Raw genomic sequence first — 20,616 nt, 5'->3', positions numbered from 1 at the left:
CACTGGATTTAGGTTCCAGCGCCGCGAGGTGTGAGAGTTCGAGTCTCTCCGTCCCCACCATCATATTAAAGCAAGGCATATGCCTTGCTTTTTTATTGCCTAAAATTTATGTATAAAAAAGCCTTCCCAATGAAAAGAAAGGCTTTCATCAAATATCTGAGCCAGACATCTTGATTCGGTTCTCTAATGATTAAGGCTTAAGCTAATTAGGCCTTTAAATGATCCTCAAATTCTTCCCCCAGTTGGATGGCAAGTGCATTACCTGCCAAATCACAAGTCACTAAGCCATATTCTTTTTTAAAACTAAAGGTAAAACCCCGATTGTCGGTTAAATTTTTGACCGAGTAGCCCAACTTTTCCAACCAAATACGAAATGCAGTTAAATTTTTTGCTTTGACGACCTTTTTCACGAGAGAACTCCTGTTTGTATCTGTGACCTAAATATATTAATAGGGATGAGCACATATTTTTTAAAGGGGCAATTTGTATTTTTGTGTTAAATCATCTCCATAATTTCATCTTGAGATCTTTTTTTTGAATAAAGTGTGATTTATTTTGCAATTTAATGATTTTTTATACATTTTTACGTGATGATTATATTAAAGTTAAATAATTAATATATAAATTCATTAGAATTTTTAAATAATTTATTTTAATAAATTTGTTTAAGTTGTTGATAAGTATTTATTAATTTAATCTTAGTAAATTGGTTGGTTATTAATAATTAGTTTAAAAAAACACCATAAGGTATTGTTTACTCATTTTTAACTATTTTAAATTGGTTTATAAATATTATAATAAAACAGGATTGATTAGATATATATATAAATGCTTAAGAATATTTCTAAAATATGTGGGGTGCTTCTCATTTTATGTGGGGCAAATATGGCACAAGCAGCAAGTACGATTGATGATCAGCTCAATCACTTGATTCGTAAAGTGGAATCTCAATCTCAAAAAGATCAGGCTGATCGTCTAAATAGTCAGGTTGCACGTGCAAGCTGGCGTATTAAATGTTGGGTGCGTGTTTTTGAGGACACTAAAATTTGCGTCATGCAAAAAAATGATCTGACCGTGATGCGTTTAAATGATACATACAGTGTAAGTATTGGCGGTAAACATCAAAAAAATAGTATGACTCAGATTCGTATTGATAAAGGTGAGGTGATAGAGGCGCGAGAAGGTTTATATCGTGATGCTATGCCTGTCATTGATCAATTGAAGCGCGGTTATAACGTATTTAGCCGTTATAAATTGCAAGATAAAGGCAGCAATGTAGATCGAAAAGTGTCTTTAATGGGCTTTACCGATGCATTTAACGACATGCAACTGCAGTATCGTAAATTGGAAAGCGGTTCATCTGCACAAAACTTCTAAAACATATTATGCTTGTGTTTTTCAGGAAAATTTGATGCACACGGTAGAAGATCAGGTACAACAGCAAATTCAAAGCATGCAAGCGCAAGGCTTGCTGCCTACAGCTGTATTGATTGGTCATGAAGATTGGTTGTACTTTAGCGAACAATCTAAAGTCGCGTATACGCCTTTTGGTAGTGCACGTCGTTATCAGCCGGCCTTAGGTGGCTTGTTGTTGGTTCGTGTTGATGAGATGCAACAATGTCGTGTAGTGACTGAAGAGTTATTGTTAGAATATCGTCAAAATCATCAAATTCTTTAAAAAATAGCCCTAATCTATTTAGGGCTATATGATTAAAATTGATCTTTGAGCTCACGTAAGCGTTGAAATTCAGCAACTGTAGAGGCTCTTAAAAAAGGATTAGTCTTTAGCTCAAGCTCAATTGAGCTAGGTAGCGTGGCTAAACCCTGTGCGCGCTGTGCTTGCACCTGTTCAAAGCGTTGTTGAATGAATGGGTTGTCTGGTTCGACATGACGTGCAAATTGAGCATTTGATAAAGTGTACTCATGAGTGCAGTAGACTTGAGTATTTTCAGCTAATGCAGCGAGCCGATTTAAAGACAGATACATCTGCTCAAAAGTGCCTTCAAATACGCGACCACAACCCATGGCAAATAGCGTATCCCCACAAAATAGACTGTGCAAATCTTGGATAAAATACACGATATGTCCTAAGGTGTGACCTGGCACCTCAATTACCTCAATGTTTAAATCTTGGAATTGAAAGCTTTGTTCATCTTGTAAGGGATGGTCAATATAAGGAATCTTTGACAGCTCTTTTCTTGGACCATAGACTTTGACTTGATTTTGTTGCATCAATTGGGGCACACCACCAATATGATCCTTATGCCAGTGGGTCAGCCAAATTTGCGTTAAGGTTAAATCGTGTGCTTGGCAAAAATCTGTCACATATTGTGCTTCGGTTGGATCAATCACTACGGCTTGTTGAGAGGGTAGATGCTCAATCAGCCAAATGTAATTTTGCAGTGGATTTTGAATATCTAATAAGTGAACTTTGTAATCCATATTTATTTTCTCAAGATCTATTAAATATCATCTTAAAACAAAAATTGAATGCGGTGGTGCTTAGATCAGTGTACTGGGTCTATAAAAAGTATAAAAATATACGGTGCTGTTTTAAAAAAAGCGTACACTAAGCGCGTTTTTTTATCTCCTGATCGCTATTATGAGTGTTGCATATCGCGCTGATATTGATGGCCTGCGAGCCATTGCAGTGTTATTGGTGGTGTTTAACCATTTAGGTTGGTCGTGGTTTTCTGGTGGTTATATTGGCGTAGATATTTTCTTTGTCATTTCAGGCTATTTGATTACTTCAATTTTAATTAAACAGCTGACTGAACAACGTTTTTCGATCGCCCATTTTTATAAAAAACGTGTTTTACGTTTAGCACCGGCTTTTTTTACCGTGTTGGCAACGGTCAGTGTTTTGGCTTGGCAGGTGATGTTGCCGGATGAGCTGATCAAATATGCTCAAAGTGCCTTATATGGCACATTTTTGATGGCCAATCTGCATATGCAAAATGAGGTGGGTGATTATTTTAGTCAAAGCGTTGACACCATTCCGCTGCTACATTTGTGGTCACTTGGGGTAGAAGAGCAATTTTATATTTTTTGGCCACTGATTTTAGCCTTGGTGTTTAAAGCGCGTCTGCGCCGTGGGTTATGGGTCGTGATCGTCGGTGCTATTTTGGCTTCTTTATATTATGCCCAGCAGCAGCTTCAGATTAATGCGCATAAAGCTTATTACAGTATGCCAGTACGGGCTTTTGAGCTGTTGTTGGGGGCTTTGATTATCTTTTTACCCAAAATTAAGTTGCCACAGCTGTTGTTGCGCGTATTGGTGAGTGTATGTTTGGTGGTGATTATGGTCATTGCGACTTGTTTTGATCAACATACGCCATTTCCAGGCTTAATGGCACTGATTCCATGTATCGCCACAGCATTGATGATTTATTTTGGACAATTTACAAAAAGTCACAACCCATTATTAAATCATGTGTTGAGCTTATGGATTGGCAAAATTTCTTATCCGTTATATTTATGGCATTGGCCTGTGATTGTGTTTGCAGGTTTTTATTTATTGCCCAATACTTTGCTGACTCAACTGTGTATTTTGGTGATCACTGTGCTGCTTGCATGGATAACCTATCGATATATTGAACAACCCACTCAACGTTTTGCACATGCTGCGCCTTGGCGCGTAATTGGTGTGGGTTTTATGCTGCCGGCTTTGAGTGTTGCCGGTAGCGCAAAAATGGTTGAGCAATACGCTGGTTTTCCTGAACGTTTTTCTTATACCGTGCATGCACAATTGGAAGCATTAAACAGTTTTGCACATCGTTTACGCGCAGAATGTATTGGTTATCCAAGTGCTGAGCGGTTTTCCTCAGCCGAAACATGTCGTTTGGGTGTAGACAAAGCCGAGGTGGATTTTATTTTAATTGGTGACTCGCATGCCAATAGTGCCACAGGTATGTTTGACTTATGGGCTAAAGATGCAGGCTTAAGAGGCTATGATGTGACACAAAGTTCAACCTTATACTTACCACAGGTCGAGCGCTTAGCGCGCAACGGTAGCACATGGCAAATCAACACCGCATTTAAACGTCGCAACGATGCCATAACGGCACATTTAAGCCAACAGCATTATCCTATGGTAGTTTTAACAGGGTATTATCATGCCTATTTAGGGCAGACCTTAAAACTACAAGATGGTGTGCATCAACAGCGCCAAGCAATTCTATACCAAGGTTTAAAGCGAGCCATTACGCATGCAGAGCAGGCAAGTGATCAGGTTATTTTATTATTGGATGTGCCTGAGCTTAGCAATATGAGTGCTGATTGTCACATGCGTGCTGAAATTTTACAACGCGACATGGCATGTAGTTTTTCAAAAGCCAATGAAGCACAAGTCGCGGCTGAATTTGAGCAGATTTTAATACGCTTAAAATCAGATTTTCCACATGTAAAATTGATTGATCCTAAAGATGTGCTATGTAAGGCAGATCTTTGTCAATCGAGCATGGATGGTATACCGATTTATCGTAATAAAGATGATGATCATTTAAGTTTTCAGGGTGCTCAAGCTATTGGTCGAGCGTATTTAGAAAAATTTGGTAATCCATTGCAATAAAGCCATAAAAAAAGCCGTGATTCAAATCACGGCTTTTTGATCTTAGCGTATTTTGGCCAAGAAGCGACTTAAACGGGTCATGGCTTCACGTAACTCATTTTCAGCGGGTAAGAATACTACGCGGAAATGATCAGGCGTTGGCCAGTTAAAGCCTGTACCTTGTACCAATAACACTTTTTCGGCACGTAGAAAATCAAGCATCAGCTTTTCATCGTCTTGGATTGGATAAATGTTTGGATCAAGTTTTGGGAAGCAATACATAGCACCCTCAGGTTTTACACAAGACACCCCTGGGATTTCATTGAGCATTTCCCATGCAATATTGCGCTGCTCATATAAACGACCGCCGGGACGAATCAAATCATTAATTGATTGATAACCGCCAAGGGCTGTTTGAATGGCATATTGTGCTTGATGATTGGCACATAAACGCATAGATGCCAACATGTCTAAGCCTTCAATGTAGTCTACAGCGCGTGAACGATCGCCGGTGATGGCCATCCAACCTGAACGGTAGCCTGCAATACGATACGATTTTGACAAACCATTAAATGAGATACACAGTTGATCACCGGCAAGGGCCGCGACTGAAACATGTTCAATACCGTCATAGACAATTTTATCGTAAATTTCGTCGGCAAATAAGATTAAGTCATATTTCTTCGCCAAAGCCACAATCTGCTCAAGCACATGACGTGGATAAACCGAACCAGTTGGGTTGTTAGGGTTAATAATCACAATCCCACGGGTATTGGGGGTGATTTTACTTTCCATGTCGGCAAGGTCAGGATACCAATGGTTCTCTTCATCACATTTATAGTGAATAGCTGTACCGCCTGATAGATTGACCGCTGCGGTCCACAACGGATAGTCAGGCATAGGCACCAACATCTCATCACCATCATCAAGCAAACCTTGCATGGCCATGACAATCAGTTCAGAAACACCATTGCCGATATACACGTCATTGACATGCATATTTAAAATGCCTTTTTGCTGATAATACTGACAAATGGCTTTACGCGCAGGGAAAATGCCTTTGGAGTCGGTATAACCTACCGCATTGGGTAAGTTGAGTGCCACATCATTGATAATTTCTTGTGGCGCTTCAAAACCAAATGTAGCGGGATTGCCAATGTTGAGTTTAATGATTTTATGGCCGGCCTCTTCCATCTCATTGGCCGCTCGTAACACAGGTCCGCGAATGTCGTAGCATACATGCTCGAGCTTAGAAGATTTTTTAATTTCGCGACGGGGTGTGTTACCTAAAACGGACATGTTTTCATCCAATTATATGTATGTTAAGAAAAAATAGATTACGGAAAACGCACAATCTATGTTGAAATTTAGCTAGAAATTTTATCTTGTCTAGCGTAAATATGAAGTTACCAAAGCATGACATTGAATGTCGAAGATTTAAAGGAGTTTAATGATGGGAAAACTCAATAAAACCGAGCGTGAATGGCAAAGAGAGTTATCACCAGAGGAATTTCATATTACCCGTCAAAAAGGCACGGAGCCTGCATTTACGGGAAAATATTGGAATACCAAGCAAGATGGCACCTATGTATGCCGTTGCTGTGGTACGCCACTGTTTAGCTCTGAAACCAAATATGACAGTGGTTGTGGGTGGCCAAGTTTTTATCGTGCCTTAACCCCATCTGCTATAGAAGAGCATGTAGATACCTCGCATGGTATGACGCGCTCAGAAATTGTCTGCCATCACTGCGATGCACATTTAGGGCATGTCTTTGATGATGGTCCTGAACCCACAGGGCTTCGTTATTGTGTGAATTCAGCATCATTAGAATTAAAAAGTCATGAAAAAAATGATGAGGACAGCTATCCATGAGCAACATTTATCAGTTTAAGGCTGAATTGTTGGATGGACAAGAACAATCTTTATCGGTTTATACTGGTAAAGTTTTGTTGATTGTAAATACAGCCAGTAAGTGCGGTTTTACCCCACAGTTTTCTGGGCTTGAAAAGCTCTACCAACAATACAAAGATCAAGGTTTAGAAGTTTTAGGTTTTCCATGTAATCAATTTGGGGGGCAAGATCCGGGTAGCAACAGGGAAATTGGCGCCTTTTGCCAAAAAAATTATGGGGTAAGCTTTCCCATGTTTGCCAAAGTCGATGTCAAGGGCACCGAAGCACATCCCGTCTTTCGTTATTTAACCAATAACAGTAAAGGTATTTTGGGAAATGGCATTAAATGGAACTTTACCAAATTTTTAATTGGGCGTGATGGGCGAATTATTCAGCGTTTTGCCCCAACCACTAAGCCTGAAAGTTTACAAGAAGAGATCGAAAAGGCGTTACAATAGACATAATTTAAGGCGATTGAGAGAATCGCCTTAGTTTTTTGATCATGACTTGGAGCAATACACATGAATTTAACACAAAAAGTGCTAAGTGCGATGTTGCTCGCTGGCTTAAGCACATTCAGTGTGGCAAATGTTGAAGAATTAGAATTGGCGTTAGAACAAGATTTAAAAGCGTTATTAACCAGCAAACAAAAGCCTTATGTGCCAAAAGTCGATCCAGCCTTAGAAAAACAGTTACAAGCGCAACAAAATAATAAAGATTATCAAGTTGCTTGGATCAGTCGTCCTAAAATTGAGTTTAGTGACGCAGATTATCAAGCTTATAAAAATCCAGTTCGCCTAAAACTCACCGTTTTGGCCAATGATGGACGCATTGTGAAAGCAGAGGTGCTGAAAAGCTCAGGCTCAAAAGCACTCGATGCCAAAGTGGTTCAGGCTTTGGCATCGGCGCAATTAGAAGCAATTGCCATGATGGATCGCAATGTAATTTATAGCTTTGTACATGAGTTTAGTATTCATAACGCTTAAAGCACAGTTTTTAGGCGTTGAATGGCTTGCTCACATTGGGCTAAATCTGCTACCAATGCTAAACGTACATGGTTTTCGCCTGGATTACCGTTTGCTGTATCGCGTGATAGATAGCGACCAGGTAATACTTTAATATGAGCTTTTTCCATGAGCATTTTGGCAAACTTTTCATCATGCTCGACTTTTAACCAGTAATAAAAACCAGCATCGGGTTTTTGCAGTGGCAAGATATGCCCCAGTTCGTGTTGGAATAAATCAAATTTTGCACGGTATTGCACGCGGTTTTCTTCCACGTGTTGTTCATCATTCCATGCAGCAATTGAGGCAAGTTGATGTTGCACAGGCATGGCGGCGCCATGATAAGTACGAAACTTTAAATAGGGTTTGAGTAAAGCTGCATCACCTGCCACAAAGCCTGAGCGCATGCCGGGTAAATTAGAACGCTTGGATAAAGAGTGAAACACCACACAGTTTTTGTAATCGTGGCGTCCCATTTCGGCACAGACTTCAAGTAAGCCCACCGGTGCTTGGTCAAACCACAGTTCTGAGTAACATTCATCTGAGGCAATCACAAAGCCGTATTCATCAGACAGTGCAATTAATTTTTTTAACTGCTGTTTAGAAATCACCGCACCTGTTGGGTTGCCCGGTGTACAGACAAATAACAGCGCTGTGTTTTGCCATACCTGTTGAGGTACAGCATCAAAATTACCTAAATAGCCATTTTCTTCGCTACAGTTAATAAAATAAGGCTTAGCCCCGGCAAGTAAAGTTGCACCTTCATAAATTTGGTAAAACGGATTTGGCATCACCACATAAGGGCTATCTTCACGTTTGACCATGGCTTGTACAAAAGAAAAAATGGCTTCGCGTGTCCCAGAGACCGGTAAAACATGTTGTTCAGGGTCAATATGCGTTAAAGCAAAACGACGTGTTAGCCAAGCTGCAATACTTTGACGCAACTCAGGTAGACCTTTGCTGTTTGGATATGTCGATAAATGCTCAAAATGCTCAACAATGGCTTGTTTAACAAATGCAGGCGCAGGATGTTTGGGTTCACCCATAGACAGGGCAATCAAAGGCAAGTTGGCAGGTTGAATATCTGCAAATAATTGATTTAATTTTTCAAAAGGATAAGGGTGTAGTAACGACAACTGTGCGTTCATAACATAAAAACCGTATAAATTAAGATTGATGGCAAATTTGGTGTGAGGCCTGATCAAGCGCGGCTTTTAAACGCTCAGCAAATAATTGGGCTTCTGCATCACTCATCGGTTCGCTTTCTTTTTTAGTGACAAAGAACGTATCTTCAGCACGCTCGCCTAAGGTCACAATACGTGCTGAATGAATATCTAAACCTTGCATCATAAACAGACCGCCAACACGGGCCAGTAACCCCGGTTGATCAAGGGTTGAAATTTCGACCATATGTTGTTGTAAGGCTGCATTAAAACTAATGGTGACGGTGTTTTGAATCTCAAAGTGGCGCAATTGACGTGGAATACGGCGCTGCATTAAACCCGGATACTGATCCGATTGACTCAAAGCACTCACCAGTGCAGCGATCAAAGCTTGCTCACGTTCAGGGTCGCTGAGTAAGTTGCCAAAACGATCGAGCACCACATAAGTATCTAAGCTAAACGAAGTGCTTGCCGTAATGATGCGCGCATCTTGCACATCCAAATTCATGCGATCGAGTACCGCAACTGTGGTTGCAAATAAATTGGGTTGATCTTGGGTATAAATAAAGATTTGCACAGCATCTTGTGCCGTTTTACGATGTGCACGTAATAACACCAAAGGGGCAGGATTATTGCCATGACGTAAAATTGCGCGGGTGTGCCATGCAATTTCATCGGCAGATTCTTTAATAAAATAATCATCGCCTAATTCTTGCCATACTTTTTCCACCTCTTCTAAGGCAAAATCATTGACAAGCAATTCGCCGGCACTAAATTTGGTGTCTTCAATCAGCATTTGATAATTAACAGGTCGCCCAAGTCCTGAGCGAATCACATCACGGGCATGGGTGTATAGCTGACGCATCAGCGATGCACGCCATGTGTTCCAAAGGCTTGGATTTGTCGCATTAATATCGGCAACGGTTAAGGTATATAGATAATCAAGATGCTCCATATCCCCGACTTTTTCAGCAAATTGCTGCACTACGTCTGGATCAGAGATATCTTTTTTCTGCGCAGTGACAGACATCAATAGATGGTTTTGCACCAGCCATGCCACCATATTGCATTCACGCTCGGTAAAGCCATGTTTACGACCAAACTCAATCGCGTCCATCGCGCCAAGTTCACTGTGGTCGCCACCACGACCTTTGGCAATATCATGGAAAATGGCAGCTAAATAAACAATGTCACGGCGTACTAGGCGTTGAAACACAGAACTGACCACAGGGAAGTCTTTGGTAAATTCAGGCTCCTTAAAACGATTCAGATTGCGTAATAGCAATAAAGTGTGCGCATCTACCGTATAAATGTGGAACAAGTCATATTGCATCAACCCTGTGATTTGACCAAAGGCTGGAATATAGTTGCCCAATACCCCATAACGCTTCATCGCCACTAAAGTGTCATATAAACGATACGGTGAGCGAATAATGGACATAAACAAAGCTTGATGAATAGGATTTTCACGAAAGCCATGATCAATCTTTTTAGCGGCTAAAGTTAATAAGCGTAAGGTACGAGCACGAATCCCTTCAATCTCAGGACGATTGGCCAATAAGTAGAAAATTTCTAAAATTGCACTTGGGTTTTCAGAAAATACCTTATGGTGCTGTACTGCAAGTTTGTTATCCACTAATTTAAAGTGGTGATTAATTTCAACAATTTCACGTTCATATTGCGGTAAACGTGGTGTGATAACTGATTCATTAAAATAAGCCAGTAGCATTTCATTTAAAGTAGATACTTGCTGTGCAGTACGATAATACTGCTTCATAAATTGTTCGATTGGATAATTAGGGGATTGATGCTCTTCACGCTCAAAACCAAATTTGGCCGCAATCTCACGTTGATAGTCAAACAATAAACGGTTTTCATCACGCTTGGTAAGACGGTGCAGATGATGACGAATTTCCCATAAGAAAAGTTCAGCTTGTTCTAACACTTCGAGTTCAAATTCAGAAATAAAGCCTAAATGCACCAAATCATAAATACGATTGACGCGAAAATGCCGTTTGGCAATCCAACCAATTTGGTTAATATCACGAATGCCCCCTGGTGCATTTTTAATGTCAGGTTCTAAGTTGCTTTCGGTGTTGTTGTGCTGCGCGTAGCGTTTTTGTTGTTCAAGCATTTTGGCGTCAAAGAAGGTCTTGTCGGTCCAACTTTTTGACACAATGCGCCGTGGCCATTTGCTTAAGTTATTATTGCCAACAATCAAACGGGCTTCGATTAAACTGGTCGCCACAGTTAAGTCATGTGTGGCTTGTTCAACGCAATCGTTAATGGTGCGTACACTAATGCTCGGTTTAAAGTTACCTACATCCCAAAGTGATGAAATAAAGGTCGAGATTTTTTGTTCATCTTGAGCACTGATGTACTCTTCAGCCAAGATCATAATATCGACATCAGAATAAGGCAGCATTTCGCGGCGTCCATAACCGCCCACTGCAAATAGGCCTAAATGCGTGCTGTCAAGTTCGGCATGTTGCCATAAAAAAATTAAGGCTTCGTCAATTAAATCTGAACGGGTACGAATAATATCGCGAATGGAATAACCCTGTTCAAAATACGCTTGTAGTTGCTGCTCTACATCACTGCGCCACTGATTAATGGCGTGAATATCATGATGATCATGGGTGTATTTCAGCAAAGGTAGAGTATTGATCATGAACAGGGTCCGTTATTATGTAAAGTCCGAATAGTGTTGCACGCTAACTTGATCTGCAGCCTGTTGTGCTAACTGACGTGCTTGGGTGGTGTCTTGGGCACGTGCAGTTGCCACACCCATACGGCGACGTTTAAAGCCTTCAGGTTTGCCAAACAGACGTAAATCTGTATCGGGATGTGCTAAAGCAAGATTCAAGCCAGAAAATGTAAGATTCTGATGATCCATGCCTGCATAAATCACAGCACTTGCAGCAACACTATGACGCGCGGTATTGACCGGTAAGCCTAAAATGGCGCGTGCATGTAATTCAAATTCGCTTTGAAATTGTGAAGCCAAGGTCACAAGCCCTGTATCATGCGGACGTGGTGAAACCTCACTAAACCATACTTTGTCACCTTTGACAAATAGTTCTACCCCAAAAATACCGCAGCCACCAAGCGCAGTCGTGACCTTGTGGGCAATACGTTTGGCCTCGTTTAAGGCGGCTGCACTCATCGGTTGTGGTTGCCAACTTTCCACATAATCACCAGCATCTTGACGATGCCCAATTGGGTCGCAATATGAGGTTTCAATCTCACCTGTTTGTGGATGCTTGCTGCGTACAGTGAGTAAGGTGATTTCAAAATCAAAATCAATTTGAGCTTCAACAATCACGGTACCTTGGTTTACACGACCACCCGTTTGTGCATATTCCCAAGCAGCATCAACTTCATCAAATGAAGTAACACGCGATTGCCCTTTGCCTGAGGATGACATGACGGGCTTAACAAAGTTTGGATAGCCAATGTCATCACATGCCGCACGAAAGGCCGCTAAAGTGTTGGCAAAACGATAAGCAGAGGTCGGTAGGCCGAGTTCTTCGGCGGCTAAACGACGAATGCCTTCACGGTTCATGGTGAGATTGACCGCTTTTGCTGAAGGAATCACGGTTGCTGTGGCAGCTTGTTCAATCTCGATCAAGACTTCGGTGGCAATTGCTTCAATTTCAGGCACAATTAAATGCGGTTGTACTTGGGCAATTAATTGTTTGAGTGCTTGAGGGTCGGCCATGTTTAAGCTATAGCTAAAATGCGCCACTTGCATGGCAGGGGCATCTGCATAACGGTCGGCAGCGTGAACTTCGACCCCTAAACGTTGTAATGAAATGACCACTTCTTTGCCAAGTTCGCCCGAACCTAACAGCAAGACTTTAAATGCAGACGTTTGTAATGGGGTGCCAAGAGTGACGCTCATGAGTAATATCCTTTACCTGTTGAGGTTTTAGCATAGCAGAACTCATTGCGCTGTTGGATTGGCAGTATTTGAAAATGTTAGGCCAATAACTCAGATTTTTGGCTAAATATGGCAGAAAAAATGCTAAAAAAGGAGCACAGGGCTCCTTTATAGGGGAAGGTAGGTATAGATTAAGCCATAGGTTAAGGCTGCAGTTAAGGTGGCAGGTACAATTTGCTTAAATTTAAAATACAGCGCTGTGAGCACTAAAAAGCCCATGAGCATGGCAAAACTTTTATTTGGACTTTGTAATAATGGCGGCAAGGTGGCAACCACCAGCATGGCACTAATGGCAGCAATACCAATACTGCCTAACGCAATTTTTAGCCATAACGCCCCTCGTTTTTGCCCATCTTGCTGAAACTTTTGAATCACAAAAAATGGTCCAAAACGAGAAGCAAAGTTGGCAATACCTACTAAAATACCTACTAAAATAATTTCAAGATCCATGCATCAGCTCCTTAAATGTTCAGGATCAGGTTTTTTGAGCACATAATGCTTAAATAAGCCGGCAAAAATCCCTGAACTAATGCCAATAAAAATGGCTGCAGATAAATCAATAAAGTAACAAGCAATTGCAGCAACTATAATGGTCACGACCACAATAAAGGTATGTTTACGCTCAAAAGCAGCCAACAAGAAACTTAAGAATAACGCAGGCAGTAAGAAATCTAAGGCAGCTTGTAAAAATTGTGGCATTTGACTGACTTGATCGGCAAATAAACCACCTAAGAATGAGCCTGTTGCCCATGACAGCCAACTAAACAAACTCAAACCCAACATCCATGATTCTGACCATTGTTGGCGACGCTGTGACAGTTGAATCATACCTGAGGCAAAAACCTCATCGGTGAGACCCCATGCCCAAAAGGCTGTTTTTTTTAAGTTCAGTTTGTCTTGAATTAAGTTATATAAGGCAGGGCCATAAAGCAAATGGCGAATATCCAATGCAATCACGGTCAGCGCAGTCATCCAAATAGATGTACCACTGCCTAATAAGGCCACCACCAAGAATTGACTTGCACCTGCATACATTGAACAGGACAAAAACAAAGCTTCCCATGCGGTAAAACCAAATTGCGTGGCTGATACACCAAAGGCAAATGAAACGGGTAAATAAGTAAACATGATGGCTTGGCTATCTTTAACGCCTTGCCAAAAGCTCGCGGGTTGCGCGGGCAATAATTGCTGTTCAGACACGACACACCTTGTGGGGGAGCGGAACTTAAGAGAAAGAAGATTGAGTATTCTACTTGAATTCACTAGCATAGTGACGAAATGTTTTTAAGGTGAATCAGATGAGAGTGAAAGTTAAGCATCAAATGGCTGTAGCTGCTCTGTTGGCTGCATTTGGGCTAACTGCGTGTGGTCAAGACAACGCTGCCCCAACACAGGTTAAAGCTGCGCCTAAACTCAGTCATGATGCGACCGAATATGCCACTCAAGCTTGGCAATTGATCAATCAAGTAGATGGATTGGTGTATGCCAAAGACATGGCAAGAATTGAAAGTGAAGTACGCGTCCCTGCACGTAAACTCAGTACCGATTGGCGTATTAACGTAAAAATGACCGATTCAGTGACTGAAGGTAAATATGCACTATGCCGTAAAGCGTTAACCAGTTTAGAGATTTGGGCACGCACCACCTTGCAAAGTACTGCCTCTGCACCACAAAAGCAGCTCGATTATGAACGTGATAAGCGCCAATGTGCTGATGCATTACAGCGCCCCGAACTTGGCAATACCGATCCCAAACAAAAAGGCAATGCGGTCGTGGTTGAGTTATAAATTGCACTATGTAAGTGCGTTTAGCTATGCTTGAGTGCATCAATAAGCCCCATATTGGGGCTTTTTATTTTAAATTTATTTAAGCCCTTACCACTAAGTTAAGGTGCTGCATAAAAAAGTCTAATTTAGCTGCTGTAAGATGAGCCATATTTTGTATGCAGCGTGAGCCTTAGCTATCACCACAATTTATTTGATCTTGCTGAATAATTGTAGCAAAGCTAATAGTAATAGTTTTGGTGCTGCAACTCCTCAGCATATTGATAAAACCGGTGAAAAACAGTTTAGGTTGTATTTTTTATCATGTTTAGGTATTAAAAAAGCCCCAATAATGGGGCTTTTTTTTAAAGTAGCTTATACATTAAAGCGGAAGTGTAAAACGTCACCATCTTGTACGATATAAGTTTTACCCTCTAAACGCCATTTACCTGCTTCTTTGGCGCCTGCTTCGCCGTTGTACTGTACGAAATCTTCGTAAGCAATACATTCAGCACGAATAAAGCCTTTTTCAAAGTCAGTGTGAATCACGCCGGCTGCTTGTGGTGCAGTTGCGCCCACTTTTACGGTCCAAGCACGCACTTCTTGTACACCTGCAGTAAAGTAGGTTTGTAAGCCAAGTAGGGCATAACCGGCACGAATCACCACGTTGAGACCTGGTTCTTCCATGTCCATCGCTTCTAAAAATTCAGCACGGTCTTCATCTTCAAGCAATGAAATTTCGGCTTCAATTTGGTTGCAAAGTGGTACAACAATCGCGTTTTCAGATGCAGCTAAGGCTTTGACTGCATCAAGATGTGGGTTGTTTTCAAAACCATCTTCTGCCACGTTAGCAATATACATTGTTGGTTTTAAGGTTAATAAACCAAAACCACGCACCAATTTACGCTCGTCATCGTCTAAATCGGCAGCACGTGCAGGTTTACCTTCATCAAGTAAAGGTAAGATTTTTTCTAAAACTGCTTTGGTTGCTACAGCTTCTTTGTCGCCACCTTTTGCAGATTTTGTTAAACGGGTCACTGCTTTGGTCACTGTTTCTAAATCGGCTAAAGCCAACTCAGTATTAATGGTCGCAATATCGTCAAGCGGGTCAATTTTACCATTAACGTGAATCACGTTCTCATCTTCAAAACAACGTACCACGTGAGCAATCGCATCAGTTTCACGAATGTTGGCTAAAAATTGGTTACCTAAGCCTTCACCTTTTGATGCACCTGCCACTAAACCTGCAATATCTACAAATTCCATTGTGGTTGGAATCACACGTTGTGGTTTAACGATCGCGGTAAGTTTATCAAGACGTGGGTCAGGTACAGGTACAATCCCTGTGTTTGGCTCGATGGTACAAAACGGGAAGTTTTCCGCAGCAATTGCAGCTTTGGTCAATGCATTAAATAGGGTAGATTTACCAACGTTGGGTAAGCCAACAATACCACAATTAAAACCCATGAAATTACTCACAAAGTGTTATTTAAAAATTGCTGCTGATTTTACAACAAAGCCAAGCCAAAGTCATGAACATGCAGTACTGTGCTGGGTTTTTCATGAGCTTGCATACAATTGGTGTTAAATCACATTGTGTTTGGCTTTTAATATCGCTTAAAGTAACTTCAAAGCGATGAGCTTGTCGATGCAAGAAAAAAACCACGGAGTTTGTATGCGTACACTTTACCAGTTTCCTTTATCACACTTTTGTGAAAAAGCACGTTGGTTGCTTGATCATAAAGAACTGGATTATGTGGCACACAATTTAATCCCCGGAGTACATCGCGCTTTTACTCGTTTAAAAACCGGTCAAAATAAACTGCCAATTTTAAAAAATGCAGAACATTGGATTGTGGGCAGCACCGATATTGCACTACATTTAGATGAATATTATCCAGAACATCGTGTGTTGCCGAGTGATGAAAATTTACGTCAACACGCTTTACAAATTGATGCGCTTGCCAATGAAATGGGACGTCATGTACGCCGTTGGGTATTAGCCCATGCTTTACAAGGCAGTGATGAATCGGTTGAAATTTTAATTGGTGAAAAAGGCTATATGCGACAATTTGATAAATACACCCGACCTTTAATTAAAAAATTAGTCTCCACAGGTTATCAATTAAAAAGCGATAAAGTGGCTGCTTCAAAAGCTGAACTTGACGCCATGATTCCCAAGCTCAATGCTCAATTAATTGAAAATAACGGTAGTTATTTGCTAGGTTCACGTTTAGGACTGGCTGATATTGCAGTGTGTAGCATGCTTGCTCCAATTTTGGCATTGCCCAACACGCCGTGGGAAAGCGAACAACTTGATACTTTTTCAGCAGAATTTTTAGCTTATCGTGAATATTTACAACAATTACCTCTGGGGCAATACATTGCGCGTGTATATGCAACCGAACGTCGCGCTCGCGTAGATTGGCGTGGTATGTGATTTTTTTTAGATAAATTTTTCAAAAAATAGCTTTTAATAGATAAAATCATCGTTATTTTTTTGCTCAACTGGTATTTTTTTGCAAAAAAATTTAATAAAGTGAAAAATTATACTAAAAAAGCTTTTATTTTTTTAAATTTAGGAAAATAATTTAAATGAGATGTTGTTAATCTATATTGCAAGGGTGTGATGGGGATTGAAAAGAGTAACAGGCACAATAACTCATCAAGTTAAGTGGTCTTTACCCATAAGGTCTCGATTCGACTGAAAACGCAATTTATCACAAGTGAATTGGCACAAGCTATAGGTTAAAAACGTATAGTGGTTGCAGTAAAACGTTTTAACGTTTGCCTCAAACACCCTAAAAAATTCTATACGACATCATCTATTACGATAAACATAATACGCTAGGATGATGGCATGCAACTTGATCGCTTTGATAAACAAATTCTTGAAATGCTTACCCATCAAGACTTAAATCTCAATGAACTCTCAGAACGGGTAAATTTGTCGGTCAGTTCGGTGCATCGTCGGATTAAGCAACTGATTGATCACAATATTATGACCCAATTAAAACGGGACTTAAATTACGAAAAATTGGGCTTTAGCTTGCATGTGTTACTACAAGTGTCACTAAGCAAACACGACAGCGATACTTTTGCTAAGTTTTTAGAAGCATTGAAAGACATTCCAGAAGTCATACATGCTTTTTTAGTGACAGGGCAATCGGCAGATTTTATTGTAGAAATGGTGGCCAAAGACATGCAAAGTTATAGTGAGGTATTACTACAACGCATTGGTAAAATTGAGCATGTGGTTGCATTGCATTCAAGTTTTGTGATTAAAGAATACGACGTGTTTGATTGCCATAGTTTACTAAGCAAAGCCTAAAAGCAAAAAACGCGCTCGAAAGCGCGTTTTTAAATCCATGACAGATTAAGCGTCTAATTGATTGAGTACATCATCTGAGAATTCAACGTTGGTGTAAACGTTTTGTACATCATCTAAATCTTCAAGCATATCAATCATTTTCATGATTTTTTTCGCTTGTTCAATATCGGTGATTTCAGCTTTTGTGGATGGGCTCATAATCACTTCAGCATTGTCTGATTTTAAGCCGGCAGCAGATAATGCGTCTTGTACATCACCAAAACTTTCAGGTGTAGTGATGACTAAGATTTGATCTTCAGATACTTCAATATCTTCAGCACCCGCTTCTAATGCCACTTCCATGATCTGATCTTCTAAAGATAGATCTTCAAACGTAATCTCACCACGTTTGGTAAACAAGAAAGCCACTGAACCGTTAGTGCCTAAGTTACCGTCGGTTTTGCTAAAGCAGTGACGTACATCAGGTACAGTACGGTTTAAATTGTCCGTCATTGTTTCAACAATCACAGCCACACCACCGACACCATAACCTTCATAGGTGACTTCTTTTAAATCATCGTTATCTTCACCACCAGCACCACGTTGGATCGCACGGTTGATGACATCGCGTGTCATGTTAACAGATAAGGCTTTTTCAACGACCGCACGTAAACGTGGGTTGCTGGCTGCATCTGCACCACCGAGTTTAGCGGCAGTTGTCAGTTCACGGATGTATTTAGTAAATAATTTACCACGACTAGCATCTTGTTTTGCTTTGCGATGCTTAATATTGGCCCACTTGGAATGACCCGCCATGCGAAATATGCTCCTTGTAGATTGGCCTTATGCCGATCAAATTGAGGTGAATTCTAGCATAAGGCTTTTTTTCGGATAAAGAGTTTTATACTGAGTTTTTATGCATTTATGCATCGTTGCTCACTAGGTAACTTAAAATAGTATGTTAAACGGATGTTATGTTTGGAGCGCAACAGCTGAGGTTGAGTCACACAAACGCCAGATAAGTAGTCTTAAGTTTTACAGGTGACTTAATTTAGCCTCTGTTAATGTACATTGCTTGAGATGCTTTAATAATTATTTATGACAGGTGGATGTAGATATCTTTGGTAATAAACTTAGTGGTTTTATGTCTTAAAGTGGTTTTATTGATACTTTTAAAATATAATAAAATATAAATTAAATCTTAAATAGTGTCTGAATGCTCTTTTCAGCGGCTTAAATACCTATTAGACTTTTGTCTTAGGTGGTTGTGTTCAAAAAAGCTGTTTTTTGGCAATCAAGCTTGATAATGGAGTAATGTTAATGACAATTTGGTCTATGTTATGTGTAGCATTTGTGGTTTTTATGCTTGTTGTGGGCTGGTCATTGCTTGAATTTTACCTTGAATTACGTAAAGAAAAGCGTTTAAGCACTAAAATGGTCTATCCAAGGCCCAAAAATCATATTTCTATGAAACATACTGCATAAAATTCAAACATCATAAGTTGCGTTAAGAAAGCTTATGAATTAATTGTTTTTTTATATAATAAAATTTCAAATTTGATGCTAGCAGTATTTGTTTTTGTACGGTGTATTTATTTTTCTAGTTAAATTGTTCATGAAAAGATGTTGACTGAATAAGCATTTGAATCTAAAACACTTGTTTTTTATGATTTTCTTAGTTAGTATTCTTGCCGCTAGAGAATGTTTGTATTAAATATCTAAGCCTTATAGGGCCTATAGCTCAGTTGGTTAGAGCAGCGGACTCATAATCCGTTGGTCGACAGTTCAAGTCTGTCTGGGCCCACCATATAAAACAACCACTTACGTGTACTAATCGTAAGTGGTTTTTTTGTTTTTGCAAGCTAGTAAGCAAATGGTAAGCAGATGAAATCAACTTAAACAAACAGTTTTTTGTATAGTTCTTCTAGGTTTGGATCTGTGCTTGGAATGAAGTCTTGAAGTTTCGGGTGAATGCGGAAATCTGCTTCGGCTTTTGTAGATATCTCTTTAACTTCACTAGACCAGTTTTTCCTTCTGTATTCTCGCCAATTTAATTTAATTTTGAGTGGTCGACTGTATCCTTTTAATTCTATAAGGAAGATCTGATCACATAATTCATCAAATAAAAAGACATGTGAACGATGGAAGTGAGGATTTCTTTTTAGTAATAACTCTAATGAATTGATGAGGAGTGAACAGCAATCATTAGAAAGAGCGGTACTATTAATGGTTACTCCCCAGTGATGCAATAAATACAATGCACATAGGCTGTCGAGTGAGCCATAGCTTGCTATATGTTTTAAGCAACTCTTATCAAAGTCTTTAATACGTCCATTGGATGAAATGAACTCTACGATATGGCGAGGTAAAGTAGCTAATACTGATAATATAAGATCTTCATCAAATGTTTGATATTTCAAGATTTTCCATAGAGGATGGTTAATAATATTAGATGAGCCAGTACATTTAGATTCAACATTATTTATCTGGTATTTTTGTGGTGTGGATAACCCACATTTATACTTTGTAAATAAGTTCTGTACCTTGTAATCTTTGTGGTATCCATAAAAAAATTTCTCCATATCATAATCATTTTTATATTTCCCAAAGCTTACTAACTGATTATAAAAAAAGTCATACCAACTTATTGTTTTTGCAAAATCTAACCTAGTTCTTCGCGGGCGGCCCATGTATCACTCTGACTGACTAAAGTACAACTTATCTTAACTGAAAATTTAGAAAGAAAAACATTATTTTGCAAAGTATTATTCCAAATTGATTTGTGGTGTTATGACTCTAAATCAACAAGGACACAAAAAAATGTCATTTAAGCATAAACATAGGCCGATTACAGATGATCGACTTGTACTAACTACTAAAGAGACAGCTAGGCTCTTAGGGTATGCAGAACAAACTTTACGTAAGTGGGCTTTATATGAAAATGGCCCAATTAATCCTATTAGATATGGACGTACTCTTCGCTGGAGTAAGGC

At 39.9% G+C, this 20,616-nt stretch carries 21 protein-coding genes, 1 tRNA gene and 1 pseudogene; 12 read left to right on the top strand and 11 right to left on the bottom strand.

The window, feature by feature from the left end; genetic code table 11:
* Nucleotides 1-206: 206 nt before the first annotated feature.
* The gene (locus Q0017_RS10580; protein ID WP_297428934.1) at nucleotides 207-410 is read right to left on the bottom strand and encodes a hypothetical protein; all 204 of its coding nucleotides are present in this window, start codon (nucleotides 408-410) and stop codon (nucleotides 207-209) included.
* Between the two features lie 475 nt (nucleotides 411-885).
* On the opposite strand from Q0017_RS10580, the gene Q0017_RS10575 reads away from it, so the two are divergent.
* Nucleotides 886-1,377 (top strand): hypothetical protein, encoded by a 492-nt coding sequence (locus tag Q0017_RS10575; RefSeq protein WP_298146482.1) that lies wholly within the window; start codon nucleotides 886-888, stop codon nucleotides 1,375-1,377.
* Between the two features lie 76 nt (nucleotides 1,378-1,453).
* Nucleotides 1,454-1,678, top strand: coding sequence for a hypothetical protein (locus Q0017_RS10570; protein WP_298146491.1), 225 nt, complete (start codon nucleotides 1,454-1,456; stop codon nucleotides 1,676-1,678).
* A gap of 32 nt (nucleotides 1,679-1,710) precedes the next feature.
* Here Q0017_RS10570 and gloB read toward each other — a convergent pair whose 3' ends face one another.
* A complete protein-coding gene (gene gloB, locus Q0017_RS10565; protein ID WP_298146479.1) occupies nucleotides 1,711-2,442 on the bottom strand; it encodes a hydroxyacylglutathione hydrolase in 732 nt (243 codons plus the stop codon).
* Between the two features lie 160 nt (nucleotides 2,443-2,602).
* Here gloB and Q0017_RS10560 point away from each other — a divergent pair, with 160 nt between their 5' ends.
* Nucleotides 2,603-4,570, top strand: coding sequence for an acyltransferase family protein (locus Q0017_RS10560; RefSeq protein WP_298146476.1), 1,968 nt, complete (start codon nucleotides 2,603-2,605; stop codon nucleotides 4,568-4,570).
* Nucleotides 4,571-4,612: 42 nt separating this feature from the next.
* On the opposite strand, the pseudogene Q0017_RS10555 reads toward Q0017_RS10560, so the two are convergent.
* A pseudogene (locus Q0017_RS10555) lies at nucleotides 4,613-5,948 on the bottom strand (pyridoxal phosphate-dependent aminotransferase); the annotation flags it as partial.
* A 54-nt stretch (nucleotides 5,949-6,002) separates the two neighbouring features.
* Between Q0017_RS10555 and msrB the strand changes: the two are divergent.
* From msrB to Q0017_RS10540, 3 genes are all read left to right on the top strand, one after another.
* On the top strand, nucleotides 6,003-6,422 hold the full coding sequence (gene msrB / locus Q0017_RS10550) for a peptide-methionine (R)-S-oxide reductase MsrB (RefSeq protein ID WP_298146473.1): 420 nt from the start codon (nucleotides 6,003-6,005) through the stop codon (nucleotides 6,420-6,422).
* On the top strand, nucleotides 6,419-6,898 hold the full coding sequence (locus Q0017_RS10545; RefSeq protein ID WP_298146469.1) for a glutathione peroxidase: 480 nt from the start codon (nucleotides 6,419-6,421) through the stop codon (nucleotides 6,896-6,898). Before msrB ends, Q0017_RS10545 begins: the two co-directional genes overlap by 4 nt.
* 63 nt (nucleotides 6,899-6,961) lie before the next feature.
* The gene (locus Q0017_RS10540; protein WP_298146467.1) at nucleotides 6,962-7,426 is read left to right on the top strand and encodes an energy transducer TonB; all 465 of its coding nucleotides are present in this window, start codon (nucleotides 6,962-6,964) and stop codon (nucleotides 7,424-7,426) included.
* On the opposite strand, the gene dapC is transcribed toward Q0017_RS10540, so the two are convergent.
* The 5 genes from dapC to Q0017_RS10515 form a co-directional block, all read right to left on the bottom strand.
* Complete coding sequence (gene dapC, locus Q0017_RS10535; RefSeq protein WP_298146464.1) at nucleotides 7,423-8,592, bottom strand: succinyldiaminopimelate transaminase; 1,170 nt, start codon at nucleotides 8,590-8,592, stop codon at nucleotides 7,423-7,425. The genes Q0017_RS10540 and dapC overlap by 4 nt on opposite strands.
* A 19-nt stretch (nucleotides 8,593-8,611) precedes the next feature.
* On the bottom strand, nucleotides 8,612-11,278 hold the full coding sequence (glnD, locus tag Q0017_RS10530) for a [protein-PII] uridylyltransferase (RefSeq protein WP_298146461.1): 2,667 nt from the start codon (nucleotides 11,276-11,278) through the stop codon (nucleotides 8,612-8,614).
* A 15-nt stretch (nucleotides 11,279-11,293) separates the two neighbouring features.
* On the bottom strand, nucleotides 11,294-12,520 hold the full coding sequence (purT, locus tag Q0017_RS10525; RefSeq protein ID WP_298146488.1) for a formate-dependent phosphoribosylglycinamide formyltransferase: 1,227 nt from the start codon (nucleotides 12,518-12,520) through the stop codon (nucleotides 11,294-11,296).
* A 138-nt stretch (nucleotides 12,521-12,658) separates the two neighbouring features.
* A complete protein-coding gene (gene ygaH, locus Q0017_RS10520; RefSeq protein ID WP_298146458.1) occupies nucleotides 12,659-13,000 on the bottom strand; it encodes an L-valine transporter subunit YgaH in 342 nt (113 codons plus the stop codon).
* Nucleotides 13,001-13,003: 3 nt separating this feature from the next.
* A complete protein-coding gene (locus tag Q0017_RS10515; RefSeq protein WP_298146485.1) occupies nucleotides 13,004-13,732 on the bottom strand; it encodes an AzlC family ABC transporter permease in 729 nt (242 codons plus the stop codon).
* Between the two features lie 116 nt (nucleotides 13,733-13,848).
* Between Q0017_RS10515 and Q0017_RS10510 the strand changes: the two genes are divergently transcribed.
* Entirely contained in the window at nucleotides 13,849-14,337 is a 489-nt protein-coding gene (locus tag Q0017_RS10510; RefSeq protein WP_298146455.1) for a hypothetical protein, read from the top strand.
* Between the two features lie 351 nt (nucleotides 14,338-14,688).
* Here the strand turns inward: Q0017_RS10510 and ychF are convergent, their stop codons facing one another.
* Nucleotides 14,689-15,780 carry a redox-regulated ATPase YchF gene (gene ychF, locus Q0017_RS10505; RefSeq protein ID WP_298146452.1) on the bottom strand — a complete coding sequence of 364 codons (1,092 nt, stop codon included), beginning with the start codon at nucleotides 15,778-15,780 and terminating at the stop codon, nucleotides 14,689-14,691.
* Between the two features lie 208 nt (nucleotides 15,781-15,988).
* On the opposite strand from ychF, the gene Q0017_RS10500 reads away from it, so the two are divergent.
* The gene (locus Q0017_RS10500; RefSeq protein WP_298146449.1) at nucleotides 15,989-16,753 is read left to right on the top strand and encodes a glutathione S-transferase family protein; all 765 of its coding nucleotides are present in this window, start codon (nucleotides 15,989-15,991) and stop codon (nucleotides 16,751-16,753) included.
* A gap of 420 nt (nucleotides 16,754-17,173) precedes the next feature.
* Nucleotides 17,174-17,644: an Lrp/AsnC family transcriptional regulator gene (locus Q0017_RS10495; RefSeq protein WP_298146447.1), complete on the top strand. Its 471-nt coding sequence runs from the start codon at nucleotides 17,174-17,176 to the stop codon at nucleotides 17,642-17,644.
* A gap of 45 nt (nucleotides 17,645-17,689) precedes the next feature.
* On the opposite strand, the gene Q0017_RS10490 is transcribed toward Q0017_RS10495, so the two are convergent.
* On the bottom strand, nucleotides 17,690-18,439 hold the full coding sequence (locus tag Q0017_RS10490) for a YebC/PmpR family DNA-binding transcriptional regulator (RefSeq protein ID WP_298146444.1): 750 nt from the start codon (nucleotides 18,437-18,439) through the stop codon (nucleotides 17,690-17,692).
* A 504-nt stretch (nucleotides 18,440-18,943) separates the two neighbouring features.
* Between Q0017_RS10490 and Q0017_RS10485 the strand changes: the two genes are divergently transcribed.
* A complete protein-coding gene (locus Q0017_RS10485) occupies nucleotides 18,944-19,108 on the top strand; it encodes a hypothetical protein (RefSeq protein ID WP_298146441.1) in 165 nt (54 codons plus the stop codon).
* A gap of 245 nt (nucleotides 19,109-19,353) precedes the next feature.
* Nucleotides 19,354-19,430 (top strand) — tRNA-Ile (locus Q0017_RS10480).
* Between the two features lie 88 nt (nucleotides 19,431-19,518).
* Here Q0017_RS10480 and Q0017_RS10475 read toward each other — a convergent pair.
* On the bottom strand, nucleotides 19,519-20,313 hold the full coding sequence (locus Q0017_RS10475; RefSeq protein WP_180097010.1) for a hypothetical protein: 795 nt from the start codon (nucleotides 20,311-20,313) through the stop codon (nucleotides 19,519-19,521).
* Nucleotides 20,314-20,413: 100 nt separating this feature from the next.
* On the opposite strand from Q0017_RS10475, the gene Q0017_RS10470 reads away from it, so the two are divergent.
* The coding region (locus Q0017_RS10470; RefSeq protein ID WP_298146436.1) for a helix-turn-helix domain-containing protein at nucleotides 20,414-20,616 on the top strand (203 nt) is incomplete at its 3' end.

It is taken from the genome of uncultured Acinetobacter sp., assembly GCF_947624825.1.
In the GTDB taxonomy this organism is placed as follows: domain Bacteria; phylum Pseudomonadota; class Gammaproteobacteria; order Pseudomonadales; family Moraxellaceae; genus Acinetobacter.
The sequence above is the reverse complement of the archived record's forward strand: the minus strand, read 5'-3'. Positions and strand labels throughout refer to the sequence as shown.

What these genes read in the sequence shown, in the direction of transcription:
- Q0017_RS10575 (WP_298146482.1), top strand. Translation starts at nt 886, where the DNA reads ATGGCACAAGCAGCAAGTACGATTGATGATCAGCTCAATCACTTGATT.
- Q0017_RS10570 (WP_298146491.1), top strand. Translation starts at nt 1,454, where the DNA reads ATGCAAGCGCAAGGCTTGCTGCCTACAGCTGTATTGATTGGTCATGAA.
- gloB (WP_298146479.1), bottom strand. Translation starts at nt 2,442, where the DNA reads ATGGATTACAAAGTTCACTTATTAGATATTCAAAATCCACTGCAAAAT.
- Q0017_RS10560 (WP_298146476.1), top strand. Translation starts at nt 2,603, where the DNA reads ATGAGTGTTGCATATCGCGCTGATATTGATGGCCTGCGAGCCATTGCA.
- msrB (WP_298146473.1), top strand. Translation starts at nt 6,003, where the DNA reads ATGGGAAAACTCAATAAAACCGAGCGTGAATGGCAAAGAGAGTTATCA.
- Q0017_RS10545 (WP_298146469.1), top strand. Translation starts at nt 6,419, where the DNA reads ATGAGCAACATTTATCAGTTTAAGGCTGAATTGTTGGATGGACAAGAA.
- Q0017_RS10540 (WP_298146467.1), top strand. Translation starts at nt 6,962, where the DNA reads ATGAATTTAACACAAAAAGTGCTAAGTGCGATGTTGCTCGCTGGCTTA.
- dapC (WP_298146464.1), bottom strand. Translation starts at nt 8,592, where the DNA reads ATGAACGCACAGTTGTCGTTACTACACCCTTATCCTTTTGAAAAATTA.
- glnD (WP_298146461.1), bottom strand. Translation starts at nt 11,278, where the DNA reads ATGATCAATACTCTACCTTTGCTGAAATACACCCATGATCATCATGAT.
- ygaH (WP_298146458.1), bottom strand. Translation starts at nt 13,000, where the DNA reads ATGGATCTTGAAATTATTTTAGTAGGTATTTTAGTAGGTATTGCCAAC.
- Q0017_RS10510 (WP_298146455.1), top strand. Translation starts at nt 13,849, where the DNA reads ATGAGAGTGAAAGTTAAGCATCAAATGGCTGTAGCTGCTCTGTTGGCT.
- ychF (WP_298146452.1), bottom strand. Translation starts at nt 15,780, where the DNA reads ATGGGTTTTAATTGTGGTATTGTTGGCTTACCCAACGTTGGTAAATCT.
- Q0017_RS10500 (WP_298146449.1), top strand. Translation starts at nt 15,989, where the DNA reads ATGCGTACACTTTACCAGTTTCCTTTATCACACTTTTGTGAAAAAGCA.
- Q0017_RS10495 (WP_298146447.1), top strand. Translation starts at nt 17,174, where the DNA reads ATGCAACTTGATCGCTTTGATAAACAAATTCTTGAAATGCTTACCCAT.
- Q0017_RS10490 (WP_298146444.1), bottom strand. Translation starts at nt 18,439, where the DNA reads ATGGCGGGTCATTCCAAGTGGGCCAATATTAAGCATCGCAAAGCAAAA.
- Q0017_RS10485 (WP_298146441.1), top strand. Translation starts at nt 18,944, where the DNA reads ATGACAATTTGGTCTATGTTATGTGTAGCATTTGTGGTTTTTATGCTT.
- Q0017_RS10475 (WP_180097010.1), bottom strand. Translation starts at nt 20,313, where the DNA reads ATGGGCCGCCCGCGAAGAACTAGGTTAGATTTTGCAAAAACAATAAGT.